Source organism: Stenotrophomonas sp. FW305-C-20-S1, from assembly GCF_058783335.1.
Genome location: NZ_JBYTEK010000006.1, coordinates 22,158 through 36,355, shown reverse-complemented (window position 1 = coordinate 36,355; position 14,198 = coordinate 22,158). Strand labels below are relative to the sequence as shown.

The window sequence follows — 14,198 nt, the reverse complement described above, 5'->3', positions numbered from 1 at the left end:
GCATTCGTAATGCCCGCCCAAAGCGTGCCAACCAAGGTTGGCACCTACCAGGGCGCCTCTCTCAACGATCGTTGAGGGTCTTCACCTTCAAGGCCTCGCGCAGCGCAGCCAGATCCACCGGGCCACGCACGGCGATGTCGCGGGTTTCGCCCGGCAGCAGGTCCAGCAGGTTTTCTTCCACCTGCACGTCGAGCGCGCCGAAATCGATCCAGGCTGCGCGCACCAGCGCAGCGCTGTGCAGCCGCAGGCGATAGTGGTCACCGTCGATCGCCAGCGTTGACGTCAACTGCTGGCGTGGCAGCACCTGGTCCTTGGCTTCAACGAAGCCGACCACCTGCCGCGCCGTCACCTTGCCATCCTGCAGCAGTTCGAACACCGCCACCGTCCGCGCCGGATCGGCGCTGGCCAGCAGCTCGGCATCCGCGTAGGTGCCGATATCGGTCACCCCGGCGGCAGCCAGGGTCACCGCCTGCTCGCGACGGCGCAGCACCTTGCCCTCCACGTCCATCACCCGCAGGCGCCAACGTGCATCCAGCGCGGCACCATCGTTGATCAGGCGCACGCGCGTACTGCCTTCATCACGCAGTGCGGCCACCGTAACCGGCGCGAAGAAGCGCCGCGCGGCATAGTGCAGCGCCTTCCAGCGACCGAAGTAGTCCACGCTCGACCACGATGCTCCCGGCCAGACATCGTTGAGCTGCCAGTACAGCGAGCCCATCGTGTAGGGCCGCGAAGCGCGATTGTGCAGCGCCGCCAGGGCGATGCCATCGGCCTGCATCACCTGGCTCAGGTAGACGAAGTCCTCGAAGTCCTTCGGCGTGCCGTAGCCCAGTTCGATGTAGTGCAGCAGGCGTGTATTGCCCTCGCCGGCCATGAACTTCTGGTGCGCACGGATCACCGGGCTGTCGATGCGCTGTTCGGCACGGGTGGCGATCTGGTCCACCGTCGTCACTGCAGGCCAGGCCTGCAGGCCGTACTCGGACATGAAGCGCGGGGTTTCGCGCAGATACGCCTGCACCGGCAATGCCGGATTGCCCCACACCTGCCAGTAATGCTTGTCGCCACGGGTGGAGTCGTTGGCCTTCTCGTCCAGGTCGTTGCTGGGCGAACTGGACCAGTACGGCACGCCCAACCCATCTTCGCTCACCACCTGGCGCAGGTCGTTGCCGAACAGGTCGACGTAGCCCTGCCAGACCTTCGCTGCGAACGCCGGATCAGCTGCCTTCAGGTCGCGGCCGTGGCCCCAGTCCTTCCACGCCGTTTCTTCCTCGTTGTTGCCACACCACAGCACGATGCTGGGATGGTGGCGCAACCGGCGCACGTTGTCGCGCGCCTCGGCCACCACGCTGGCGCGGAATGCCGGGTCGTAACCCGGTTGCATGCCACCGCCGAACATGAAGTCCTGCCAGACCAGCAGGCCCAGTTCGTCGGCGATATCGAAGAACGCATCGTCCTCGTAGTAGCCGCCGCCCCAGTTGCGCAGCATGTTCATGTTGGCATCGCGCGCGGCGACCAGTACCTGGCGCAGGCGCGCAGCATCAACGCGCGCGGGGAAGGCGTCGAAGGGGATCACGTTCGCGCCCTTGGCGAAGATCGGCACCCCGTTGATGACGAAGGCGAAGCCCTGTCCTCCCTTGTCGTCCTGCTCGCGGCGCAGTTCGACGGTGCGCAGGCCAATGCGCTGCTCGCGTGCCAGTACCGCATCGGCACTGCCGTCCAGGCGAGCCTGCACTGTGTAGCGGTCCTGCGCACCATGGCCGACCGGCCACCAGCGCCGCGGCTTGGCCAGTTCAACCGGCACGTCCACGCTGTTCCGGCCGGGCTTCAGTTCGACCGTGCGCTGCACCCGTACGACGCTGCGGCCGTCGGGATCCCGCACTTCAATGTCCACCGAAATCGGAGCGGCGACCGCGTCCTGCTCCACCTGCAGCACTACCGCCAGCTTTGCGTTTTCTGCATCAAGCGCATCAGTGCGTACGGCCACATCGGTCAACCGATGCGCATCCCATGCCTGCAGGTCAACGCCCCGCCAGACGCCGGCAGTAACGTAGCGCGGGCCCCAGTCCCACCCGAAGTGGTACGCCGGCTTGCGCGCGAAGTTGCCGACCATCGCGTCCTTGGGTTCATCACCGTAGGGCGAAGGATAGTTGCCGGCAATCCTGTGCGGCATTGCCTGCACGCCGGGCAGCAGCGTGCGGATCGGCGAACGGAACACGATCTGCAGCTCATTGCCCTTCGCACGCAGGCGACCTTCGACGCGGGCATGCCAGGTGCGGTGGGCATTGTCGGCGCGCAGCAGCGGCTTGCCGTTGAGCGTCACCTCGGCATAGGTGTCCAGGCCGTCGAAGCGCAGCTCGGCATGGGCCTTTGCCAGGCTGGCAGCGTCCACATCGAAACGGGCTCGGTACTCCCAGTCGGCCAGACCGATCCACTGCAGCTCGGCTTCGGGCGCACCGACGTAGGGATCGCGGATCAGCTCATGCGCCAGCAGATCGGTGTGCACACTGCCTGGCACCGTGGCCGCGCGCCACTGCTGCAGGCCAGGATGGGCCGCGCCCTGCGCGTCGCCGGGCAGCAGCCGGAACTCCCATTGCGCCTGCAGCGGTGCGGCGCCTGCCGGGAAGGCGCCAAGGGCGATCAACAACAGCAGCAGACGGACAGCGTTGGAAATGCGATGCACGTGATACTCCTGTTTTTCCGCCGGGCATGACCCGGCGCTACCAATGCCTCACGCCACGGTAGCGCCGGACAACGTCCGGCGAGCGCGCAGCGCGGCAGACCTCAACGCACGACGTTCAGCACTTCGTAGCAGGCACCCATGGTGTGGTAATCCACCTTGCCGGCCGGGCTCTTCTCATCGCTGTACTTGCGGTTGTCGGCGTCGAGGATGCGGAACCATGCGCCGTATCGATGATCGACGAAGTGCTCCCACGAGTACGCCCAGATACGGTCGTACCACTGCCAATAGCGGTCGTCGCCGGTGCGCGCGGCCATCAGCGCGGCGGTGGCCAGGGTCTCGGCCTGCACCCAGAAATACTTGTCGTCATCACAGACGAAGCTGTCACCGCCGATCGGCGCGCCGTCCATGCCCGGCTGCCGGCGCGACTCCGGGGCGAAGCCGTAGTACAGGCCGCCGCGCACCTCGTCCCAGCTGCGCTCTACGGCCACATCGAACAGATGCTGCGCGGTCGGCACCAGCCAGTCGGCCTGCACGTGTCGGTCCAGGATCAGCAGCAGCTTGGCCCACTCGGTCTGGTGCCCCGGCTGGAAGCCCCACGGCCGGAACAGGTGCTTGGGATCGTCCAGGTTGTAGTCCCAGTCGATGTTCCAGTTGACGTCGTAGTGTTCCCAGACCAGACCGCCGGCCTTTGCCGCCTGGCGGCGGGTCATGTTGTCGGCCAGCTGCAGCGCGCGCTCGACATAGCGCTGCTCGCCACTGGCCTCGAACGCGGCCAGCATCGCCTCGCACATGTGCATGTTGGCGTTCTGGCCGCGGTAGCCGGTGAAGTTCCACTGGCCGTCGGCCTCGTCCCTGTACAGGCCGTGCTCGGCTTCCCAGAAGCGCGCCTGCAGCAGCTGCCAGGTTTCGTCCATCCACGTGCGGGCTTCTTCGATGCCTGCCTTCAACGCACAGCTGTAGGCGAGCAGCACGAAGGCCACGCCGTAGCAGTGATTCATGTCGTCCTCTACCACACCATCGCGCAGAGTCCAGGCGTAGCCGCCGGTGGCCGGGTTGCGGTGAACCTCGCGCAGGTAGCGCACCCCGTGCTCGACCGCGTCGCGATACTCGGCGTTGCCGAATTCGCGGTAGGCCATGGCGTAGTTGAAGACGAAGCGGGTGCTGCTCACCAGATGACGATGGCTGGCATCGTAGATGCTGCCGTCGTCACGGAAGTAATGGAAGAAGCCGCCCTTCGGGTCGATGCAGCGCGGATGGTAGAACGCCATCGTGTCGGCGATGTGGGCGCGCAGGAACGCGGGGGAACGGAAATCGGGCGAGGTGCTCATGCGGGGAGATCCTGTAGCTGCAGCAGCTGCTGCACTTCATCGAACGAGGGCATCGCAGCGAATGCGCCCTTGCGGGTCACCGCCAGTGCGCCAACGGCGGCGCCGAAGCGCAGCGTGGCGGCGATCGCCTGCGGGTCCTGGCAGAACGCGGCAAAGCCCGCACCTGCCCCACCCCGCTCCAGCAGGCCAACCAGCACGCCGCCGACGAAGGCATCACCGGCAGCGGTGGTGTCCACGGTGGCGACGCGGAAACTGCTGACCTTGCCCTGCGTTTCACGGGTATACCAATGCAGCGTGGCGGCGCCGTCGGTGATGATCACCCAGCGTGCCTGCGCGGCCAGCAGGCGGCGCAGCACCAGCGCCTCGCCGTCATCGCCCAGCGGGGCGGCCAGGTAGTCCAGTTCCTCGCGCGACAGCTTGACCAGGTCGGCGCGCTCCAGCGCCTGCCACAGGCGCGGTGTCGGGTCGACATCGGTCGGCCACAGCGCCGGACGCAGGTTGAGATCCAGGCTGACCACCGCGCCGGCCGCACGCGCACGGTCCATGCCGGCGAACGTCGCTTCGGCGATGTCCGCTTCGGTCAGGCTGTTGGAACAGACGTGGAAACACTGCGCGCCATCGAAGCAGCCGGCCTGGAAATCGCTGTCACGGAACAGCAGGTCGGCGGCAGGCGGACGGTAGAAGCTGAAGCTGCGTTCGCCGCCCGCGTCCAGTGCAACGAAGGCCAGCGCGGTTTTGGCCGCGTCGGTACGCACGATGTAGTCGGTGCCGACGCCGTGTTCGCTCAGGCTCTCCGCCAGGAAGTCGCCGAACATGTCGCGGCCGAGCATGCCGACGAACTGGGTCTTCGCGCCCAGCCGCGCGGCGGCCACCGCGACGTTGGCCGGTGCACCTCCGGCGTACTGCAGGAAAGCGCGCGGGGTATCGGCCGAGGCCGGCGGCTGCGCTAGTAGATCGATCAAAATTTCGCCGAAGCAGACGATGGAACCCATTTTCGACTCAGCCTCCCTGCGTGCCGGCAGCCGGCGCGCGGGCGCCGACCAGTCCGTAGAAAATGATGTAGCCGTAGCACAGCAGCGGCAGGATGAAGCTGGCCTGGACACCGATGTGGTCAGCCAGGACGCCCTGCAGGTATGGCACCACCGCGCCACCGACGATGGCCATGATCAGCAGGCTCGAACCCTTGCTGGTCAGCGGGCCGAGGCGCTCGATGCTGAGCGCGAAGATGGTCGGGAACATGATCGAATTGAACAGGCCGATCGCCACCACCGAGTACAGCGCGACATTGCCGGAGGTCATCATGGTCAGCGTCAGCAGGCCCACGTTGACCAGCGCGAAGATCGCCAGCAGGCGGCTCGGCGAGAAGCGCGCCAGCAGCGCCGAACCGGCGAAGCGACCGATCATCGCCATCGTCCAGTAGGCCGACACATAGTGGGTGGCTTCCTGCTCGCTGAAACCGCCGATGGTGGGCATCGACAGGTAGTTGACCAGGAAGCTGCCGATCGATACTTCAGCACCGACGTAGAAGAAGATGCCGAGCACGCCCAGCAGCAGGTGGCGCTTGCGCAGCGCATCCAGATAGCTGTGCTGATGCCCCTGGTCAGCCTGCTCGGTGGTGTCGTTCAACGCCGGCAGGCGGAACAGGAACACGAACAGGGCCAGCAGCACCAGCGCAACGGCCAGGCCGACGTAGGGGCCCTGCACCGCGTGTGCCTCGGCGGTACGGTAGGCGAGCTGCTCGGCGGCCGGCAGCGCGGCGATCTGCTCGCCGCTCATGGCCGTGTTGGACAGGATCAGCATGCCGCCGAAGATCGGCGCGATGGCCGTACCCAGCGAGTTCAGCGCCTGCGCCAGGGTCAGGCGGCTGGAACTGGTCTGCTCCGGACCAAGCAGCGCGACATACGGGTTGGCCGCCACCTGCAGCACGGTGATGCCGGTGGCCAGCACGAACAATGCACCGAGGAAGGCGCCATAGACGCGTAGCTCAGCGGCCGGCCAGAAGCCCAGCGCACCGATGCCGGCGATCACCAGTCCGGCGACGATGCCCTTCTTGTAACCCAGCGCTGCAACCAGCCGCCCGGCCGGCAACGACATCAGGAAGTAGGTGCCGAAGAAAGTGAACTGCACCAGCATTGCCTTGGCGTAGTTCAGCTCGAACACCGCCTTCAGATGCGGAATCAGGATGTCGTTGAGGCAGGTCAGGAAGCCCCACATGAAGAAGATGGTGGTGACCACGGCCAGCGCCTTGCCGTTGGTGACGGCAGGCTGGTTGCCCGGGGAACCTGATGGGCGGGGCGTTGCGGAGATCGGCATGCGGTACGCGCCTCGATGCGCGAAAGGTCGTTGGTGCGTGGAAGGGTGCAATCAGTTCAGGAGCGAAGCATCAATTCAATTCGGACGAGCGGCGCTGCTTTCGCGGATGCGCAACTGTACCGGGGCGACCGTGCGCCGTGGTGGCGCATCCGGTTCCTCCAGCCGCTGCAGCAGCAGCGAGGCCGCCTGCCGCCCACGTTCGCGTGGGTCGGCCGTCAGGGTGGTCAACGGCGGCACGGCAACCGATGCTTCGGAAATATCGTCGAAGCCGGTCACCGCGAAGTCACCGCCGGGACGGATGCCGCGCGAGTTCAGGCCCAGCATCAGGCCCAGCGCGACGGTGTCGTTGTAGCAGACCGCTGCGCTCGGCCGATGGCCGTCGACGAACAGTTCATCGGTGCGCGCGGCCGCTTCCAGGCGGTTGGGTGCAGATTCGATCATCCAGCCCGGCGGCAATGCCAGCCCGGCTTCGGCCAGTGCCTGCTGGAAACCGGCACGACGCTGGTGGCAGGAACTCGATGCCGCGTGGCCACCGAAGAATGCGATCTGGCGATGGCCGCGCTCGATCAGGTGGCGGGTGGCCAGGTAGGCACCATGCTGGTTGTCCAGGGTCAGGAAGTCCCAGTCGGCGCCTTCCAGTTCGCGGTTGAACAGCAGTACGTTGGCGTTGGCGCCCAGTACCTGCCGGAGCAGCGTGGCATCGCTGCCTTCGGCCGGCGACAGGATCAGGCCCGCAGGCGTGTGTTCCATCAGCGTGGACAGCACCGCCTGCTGCCGCTCGGGCGACTCGCCGGTACTGCCGAGCAGGGTCACGTAGCCGCGTCCGCCCAGTGCCTCGTCCACACCGGAGGCGAATTCGGCGAAGAACGGGTTGGACAGATCGTTGATGACCAGGGCGATGCTGGAAGACGTGCGCCGCCGCAGGTTCGCTGCAGCGCGGTTGTAGACGTAACGCTGGCGGCGCAGCTCAGCCTCGACCCGGGCGCGGGTATCGACGTTGACCAGCGGACTGCCGCGCAGCACCAGCGACACGGTCGCGCGCGAAACGCCGATGGCACGGGCGATGTCGGTCACCGTCACCGCCTTGCCGGAACGCTTGCTGGAACTGTCGCTGTTGTCGTTCATCGTCTTCCCGCACTCCGATGGATGCTCAAGCCTAATGGATCGCGGCCCTGTCGTGCCGTGCCGTTCGCTGGGTTGCCTCGAACGGCACAGCCCGGCTCAGTGCAGCTGGCTGCCCGGTGCCGCGCACCAGGACACCGGCAGGTCCTTGACCGCCGTGCCCCAGCCCTCGGTCGGCGCCCGCCCGTCCAGCGCGAAGCGCAGCTTTGGGCCGTGCTGCAGCTGGCTCCAGCCCAGCCATACCGGGGAATGTGCCTGGCCGTCGACCTGCACGCCCTGCACGTACTGCAGGCGGCGGCCATCGGCGCCAGGTGCCTCGATACGCAGGGTGCGGCCATTGCCCAGCTCGACCTCGACCTTGGCAAAGCGCGGCGTATGCAGCAGGAACTCGCCGCTGCCCGGCACCGCCGGGTACACGCCGATCGCACTGAACAGGTACCAGGCCGACATCGTGCCGAGGTCATCGTTGCCGGTCACGCCGTTGGGTGCATTGGTGAACAGCTGCTGCGCTGCACGCACCACCGCTGCGGTCTTCCACGGCTGGCCGATCAGCGTGTACAGCCACGGCGAGTGCAGGTCCGGTTCGTTGTTCGGGTTGTAGCGGAACTGGTTGTAATAGCTGTACGGCCCGACCACCCACTCCTTGCGGGCGGCATTGAGGGGGTCGGCCTGCAGAGCGTCCATGGCGAAGAAAGCATCCAGGCGACGGCCGGCCTGTTCGCGGCCGTCCATCGCTTCGACCAGGCCCGGCACGTCCTGCTGCGCCAGCCACTGGTACTGCCACGCCGTGCCTTCATGGAAACCGTGATGCGAGCGCGGGCTGTAATGGCCGTCAGCCGGGGTATACCACTGGCCATCTTCGGTGCGCGGGCGCGGGAAGCCGGTGAAGCCGGTCTCGGCGTCGCGCACCTGCGGGTCCCACACCTTGCGCCAGTTGCGGCCGCGCTCACGCAGCGTCGCCGCGTCCTGGGCATGGCCGAGCCCATCGGCCATCTGCGAAAGCGCGCAGTCGGCCAGTGCGTACTCCAGCGTTGCCGAACCACCATGATGGGGATCGACATCCATGCCCTTGGACGGGAACGCGCGGTCGTAGACCACGTAGCCCTTGTCCAGGTAGGTCGGGTTGCCGGAGCGACCGGCAGCACGCGAGTTCAGCGGCGGCGTACCGAACGCATTGCGGCGCAGCGCATCCCATGCCTGCCCTTCGCGGCCCTTGAGCGCACCGAAGCGCCACAGGTCGACCATGAAGGGGGTGACCGGATCGCCGGTCATGATGTTGGTCTCGAAGTTGGCATAGCCCCAGCGCGGCAGCCAGCCGCCCTGCTCATCGATCGCCAGCAGGCTGCGGCCGATGTCGCGCGCCACGTCCGGGCGCGTCAGTGCCAGCCACTGGTTCTGTGCACGGTAGGTGTCCCACAGCGAGAAGTACTCGTAGTAGGTCCAGCCATCGGCGCGATGGATGCCATCGTCGTAGCCGCGGTAACGGCCGTCGGCATCGCTGCCGGTGAGCGGCTGCAGCAGCGCGTGGTACAGCGCGCTGTAGAACACGGTGCGGTCATCGCCATTGCCGCCCTGCACGCGCACGCGTGCCAACTGCTCCCGCCACGATTGCTGCGACAGCGCGCGCATGCGCTCGAAGCCCAGCAGCGCCCCGCCCTGCATGCCCTCGGCGCGCAGGTTGGTGCGCGCACCTTCGGCATCCACATGCGAAATCGCGCTGACGGCGGTGACCGACTGGCCCTTGGCCAGGTCGAAGCTGAGCCACGCGCCGTTGGGCTTCTGTTCGCCTTCCATGCTGTGGCGCGCGCCCGGCAGGCCGCCGCCCTCGCCCCAGGTGCCATGCGCCTTGAACGGGCGGTCGAACTCGATGCGGAACCAGGTGGTGTACTGGTGCCCACCGCAGAAGCTCTTGGTGACCAGCTTGCCTTCCACCACGCGGTCACCCACCACATCGACCACGCTGCCGATCACCGAGTGGCGCTCGTTGGCCTGACCGACATTCACCAGCACGTGGCCATCGCCCTGGCGCTGGCTGAAGGTGTAACGCTCGGCAGCTGCGCGGGTGCGCGCGGTCGCTTCGGCGTCGATGCCGCCGTAGCTGGTCAGGCGCACCTTGTAGTAGCCGGCCTGGCCGATCTCACCGTCGTGGCTGTAGGCCGACGCATAGGTCTTGTGATTGAAGGCTTTCCCATCGGCGGTATCGAAGTCGCCGCCGGGGCCGATCGAACCGGTCACCGGCAGCACCGAGACCTGCCCGCCCTGCTCCCAGCAACCGGCACCGGACAGGAAGGAGTGGCCGAAGCCGCGGATCTTGTCGTCGTCGTAGCGCCAGCCCGAATAGTGGCTGCCGATCGGGCTGACCTGGATCAGGCCGAACGGTGCCGAGGCACCGGGGAAGGTGTTGCCGTCATCCTTGCTGCCGATGAAGGTATTGACCTCGCGCTCCAGCGCGGCCGGTGCGGCCTGCAGCCAGGGCGTCACCGCCAGTGCCAGCAGGCAGGCGATGCGGGCCAGGGGCCGATGGGACAATGCCGACAGGCGGCGGGCGGGACGACGGCGGGACAACCTGGTCACGGGCAGGACTCCTTGGCGGCAGGGCGGCAGCGAAGAACCGGCCGCACAGGCCGAGCCCTCGTTTCCATCGGTACAAATCCGCACCCCGGCGGATTTAGATCGATTCAAGTAGAGCATGGGAATTTCGCCCAATGCATTCTGCGGCGCAGCATGAGCGGGGGCTTCGGCCGGGCTGCGCCCGGCACCCGCAGAGGCCTTCAAGCCAAGAAAACAGCAACAGCAACGGCGGGCTACCGAGCTGGGCGGGGCGGTATGGGCAGGCAGGACACGCCGTAGACCCATCCATGGGGGCTCGATGGCGCCATCCATGGCGCCAACGGTCCTGCCTGCCCATACCGCCCCACCCCTGACAGTTTCCCGAGATCTGGTAGATCCACGCCGTGCGCGGATGGATGTTCCTACCGATTTCGAAATCATCGATTGGATTTCATCCATGCATGGCATGGATCCACGTGTCGACCAAGGTCGACACCTACCAACAGCAGCGGGAATCTGTCGAAGGCGGGGTGGGTCCGGTTGCGGGGGCGTGAGCGCCATGGGCCCGAGGCATGCCTCGGGCGGGCTGGGCAGGACGCCCAACCCCCGTCTTGCCGTGTGCGCAGGACAACGCACACGAGCAAGGCGCGACCGAGCTTACATGGACGTACTTGCAGCGTCCCCCGCCACCGGACCCACCCCGCCATCCCGCAGGAAACCAGCTGTTGCTGTTGCAGTTGCTGTGCTGTTGCCCTGGCCTGAAGGCCTCTGCGGGTGCCGGGCGCAGCCCGGCCGGCCCACCCCGTCTGCGCATGTAAACGCTTACAGCATTTTTCCGCGAAGGGTCATTTGCACGACACGTCGCTGCCATATTGCGCAGCAACATGCGTCGGCGCGTTGGCCGTGCTAAAAATCGCCCCGCCCATCGCTTAGATCGATCCAAGACGACATCGCGATGGCCCGGGAGTTGGGGAGCAAGACAGGACGTGTCAGGCCATCTGCCAGGCGCTCGTTGCATCTGCAGGGCGAAGGCAAGATCGGCATCACGAATTAGATCGATTCAAGTTTCCGCGTCAGTCAGTCACCGGATCAATCCAGGAGAGAGGGAGAGATGGCAATGAAGCATTCAACACGTACGCAGGGCCACGACGCGTTGTCGCTGGCCATCGCGCTGGCCCTGGCCGCCGCCGTCGCCCCGCTTGGCGCTTCCGCCCAGCAGGCGTCAGCAACGACCGGCACGCAGGACGCCACCACCCTGGACAGCGTCCAGGTCACCGGCTATCGCTACGCGATCGAAAAGAGCCTGCAGCAGAAGCGCGACGCCAACGCCGTGGTCGAAGTGATCACCGCCGAGGACGTTGGCAAGTTCCCCGACAAGAACGTGGCCGACGCGCTGCAGCGCGTGCCCGGCGTGGTCATCACCCGCAGCGGTGGCGAAGGCAAGTCGGTCAGCGTGCGCGGCCTCGCGCCCGACCTGACCCTGACCCAGTTGAACGGCAACTACGTCGCCTCGTCGGAAACCAACAACGAAGCTACCCGCTCGTTCAACTACACCCTGCTGCCGTCGAACATGCTGTCCAGCGCCGAGCTGTTCAAGTCGCCGGAAGCGCGCATCGACGAAGGCGGCATCGGCGGCACGGTGATCCTGCATACCCGGCGCCCGCTGGAGATGGAAGCCAACTCCGGCTACGTCAACCTGGAAGGCACCTCGTCCGACACCAGCCACGACGTCGACCCGCAGGTGTCGGCGCTGTATTCCTGGCACAGCAAGGACGAGCGCTTCGGCGTGCTGGTCGGCGTGACCCAGCAGAAGCGCACCAGCCGCACCATGGAGACCAGCACCGAGGACTACCAGTGGTACGGCAACAACACCACCGCGCGCGATGCCAACGGCAACCTGCTGGAACAGGATGGCATCCACTACTGGTGGGGCCAATCCGGTTTCAACAACCAGACCGGCACGAACTACAGCGAATTCTTCATGCCGACCTCGGTGAACTTCGCGGTGAAGGAAGAGAAGCGCGAGCGCAAGGGCGGCCAGCTGACTTTCCAGTTCAAGCCGATCGACAACCTGACCCTGACCGCGAACTACTTCCGCTTCGAACTGCAAGGTGACTACACCCAGAACATGCTGAAGGTGCCGGAGTGGAACCTGGCCCGCTACAACGGCGATGGCAACTGGGCCGGTGGGCGCCTGCTCAACGGGCTGAGCTTCGATCCCAGTGGCAGCATCGTCACCGGCGCGCAGTACGAAAAGCTTGCCGGCAAGACCTATTACTGCAGCGAAGACCAGGCGGCCGCAGCTGGCCTGCCGCCGGGGGGCTGGGGTCCGGATGACTGCACCATCCCCACTCCGCAGCTGACCGGTGGCTACAGCAAGGAAAAGGCGCTTTCGCAGACGGCCGATCTGACCGTCGACTGGGACATCAGCCCGCTGTGGAAGGCCAGCTTCACCGGCGGCCGCACCTGGTCCAAGGGTGGCCCGTCGATGAATTTCCGCATGTCGGCCAAGCCCCGCCGCAAGGTCGGTGACCAGTGGCAGGCGGGCAACCAGTACACCGCGTGGGACCTGACCGGCACGCCGTCGCTGACCGTCTCGCCGGACATCCAGCAGCAGCTGATGGCCGGCATCGCCGAGGTCGATACCGGCTCCACCGATTCGTCGTGGATGCAGACCGAGGTCAAGCAGAACTACTTCCAGGCCGACGTCACCAAGATGTTCGAAGCCGGCTGGCTGGATTCCATCCAGTTCGGCGCCAAGTACCGCGACGGCCAGGTGCACCGCAATACCGGCAACACCTACTGGGTCTGCCAGGGCCTGGACCCGGCCGACTATGACAACAATCGTTACCAGGCCGGTTGCGATCCGACCGCAGGCAATGCGCAGCCGGGCTTCTTCCTGTCCAACCCGATCAGCAACATCGCCGGTGGCTTCAATGCCAACGTGTTCCCCGGCATCAACTACCCGGCCTACATCGACTACCTCAACCAGACCTACGGTGGCTCGCACAACCGTACCGAGGAAGACTTCGTCTACGACGTCAACGAGAAGATCTACTCGGGTTACTTCCAGGCCAACTTCCGTACCGACCGCGTGCGCGGCAACGTCGGCGTGCGCGTGGTGCGCACCAAGCAGTTCGCCCAGTCCAGCGATTCGGTCGAGCGCTTCAACGACTACTTCGTGGACAACGCCGCGGGTGCGCCGATGAGCTGCGATGACCCGGCTGCCGATCCGAACCTGCGTTGCCAGGGCGGCTTCGTGCGTCTGCCGGACAACCAGGTGCGCGACAAGGTCTATACCCTCAGCTCGCTGGAAAAGACCTATACGGACTTCCTGCCGAGCTTCAACATCGCCTGGGACATCACCGACAACCTGGTGCTGCGCGGTGCCGCGTCGAAGGTAATCGCGCGCCCGGGCTACACCAGCATCGCCTATCCGGGCGGCCTGCAGTACATCAGCCAGGAATACAGCAATGATCGTCGGGTCGCTGGCGGCACCGACACCCCCGGCTGGTACGGCTCGGGCAGCAACAAGGCACTGGAGCCGTTCAAGGCGGTGCAGTTCGACCTTGGCCTGGAGTGGTACTTCAAGCCGGGTTCGGTTGCAGGCGTGGCGTTGTTCCGCAAGAACGTGGACAACTTCACCGTGCCGGTCGTGCGCGACCAGCAGATGAGCGTCGGTGGTGAAACGGTGGTGGTGCAGAAGTACAGCACCGAAGCCAACGGCCGCGACGGCGTGTCGCAGGGCGTGGAGCTGTATGGCCAGTACACCTTCGACTTCGGTCTGGGCGTGCAGGCCAACTACACCTACAACGACACCAACCTGGCCTCGATCGTGCTTGATGGCGAAGAGATCGGTTCGTCGCCGCTGGTCGGCAGCGCCAAGAACCAGGCCAACGTCACCGTGTTCTACGAGAACGAGAAGTTCCTGGCCCGTGCCTCGTACAACCGTCGTGGCGAAGTGGTGGGCGGCCTCAACAACGGCCTGACCACCTACACCAAGCCGTACAGCCAGCTCGATCTGAACGTTGCCTACAACCTCACGCCGGACTGGACGGTCACCGCGGCAGTGCTCAACGCCACCAAGTCCGAGCTGCGCAGCTACATCGGCAATGACAGCCAGGCCCGACTGCTGTCCAACCTGTATGCCGGGCGCCAGCTGTACTTCGGCGTGAACTGGAAGTTCTAAGGCATTACCCCCGCCT

The 14,198-nt window shown here is 66.1% G+C and carries 7 protein-coding genes; 1 reads left to right on the top strand and 6 read right to left on the bottom strand.

The window, feature by feature from the left end; genetic code table 11:
* Nucleotides 1-61: 61 nt before the first annotated feature.
* From AC3WTC_RS04760 to AC3WTC_RS04735, 6 genes are all read right to left on the bottom strand, one after another.
* A complete protein-coding gene (locus AC3WTC_RS04760) occupies nt 62-2,680 on the bottom strand; it encodes a beta-mannosidase (RefSeq protein ID WP_492710779.1) in 2,619 nt (872 codons plus the stop codon).
* 101 nt (nt 2,681-2,781) lie between these two features.
* Nucleotides 2,782-4,008, bottom strand: a complete 1,227-nt coding sequence (locus AC3WTC_RS04755) for an AGE family epimerase/isomerase (RefSeq protein WP_099842387.1) — start codon at nt 4,006-4,008, stop codon at nt 2,782-2,784.
* Nucleotides 4,005-5,000: a carbohydrate kinase family protein gene (locus AC3WTC_RS04750; RefSeq protein ID WP_105163976.1), complete on the bottom strand. Its 996-nt coding sequence runs from the start codon at nt 4,998-5,000 to the stop codon at nt 4,005-4,007. The genes AC3WTC_RS04755 and AC3WTC_RS04750 overlap by 4 nt, the downstream gene beginning before the upstream one ends.
* Nucleotides 5,001-5,007: 7 nt before the next feature.
* A complete protein-coding gene (gene fucP / locus AC3WTC_RS04745) occupies nt 5,008-6,321 on the bottom strand; it encodes an L-fucose:H+ symporter permease (protein WP_025874796.1) in 1,314 nt (437 codons plus the stop codon).
* 75 nt (nt 6,322-6,396) lie between these two features.
* The gene (locus tag AC3WTC_RS04740) at nt 6,397-7,446 is read right to left on the bottom strand and encodes a LacI family DNA-binding transcriptional regulator (protein ID WP_025874798.1); all 1,050 of its coding nucleotides are present in this window, start codon (nt 7,444-7,446) and stop codon (nt 6,397-6,399) included.
* Nucleotides 7,447-7,542: 96 nt separating this feature from the next.
* Nucleotides 7,543-10,017 carry a GH92 family glycosyl hydrolase gene (locus AC3WTC_RS04735; RefSeq protein ID WP_492710777.1) on the bottom strand — a complete coding sequence of 825 codons (2,475 nt, stop codon included), beginning with the start codon at nt 10,015-10,017 and terminating at the stop codon, nt 7,543-7,545.
* A 1,087-nt stretch (nt 10,018-11,104) separates the two neighbouring features.
* On the opposite strand from AC3WTC_RS04735, the gene AC3WTC_RS04730 reads away from it, so the two are divergent.
* Nucleotides 11,105-14,182 (top strand): TonB-dependent receptor, encoded by a 3,078-nt coding sequence (locus AC3WTC_RS04730; protein ID WP_059064082.1) that lies wholly within the window; start codon nt 11,105-11,107, stop codon nt 14,180-14,182.
* The last annotated feature ends 16 nt before the right edge of the window (nt 14,183-14,198 follow it).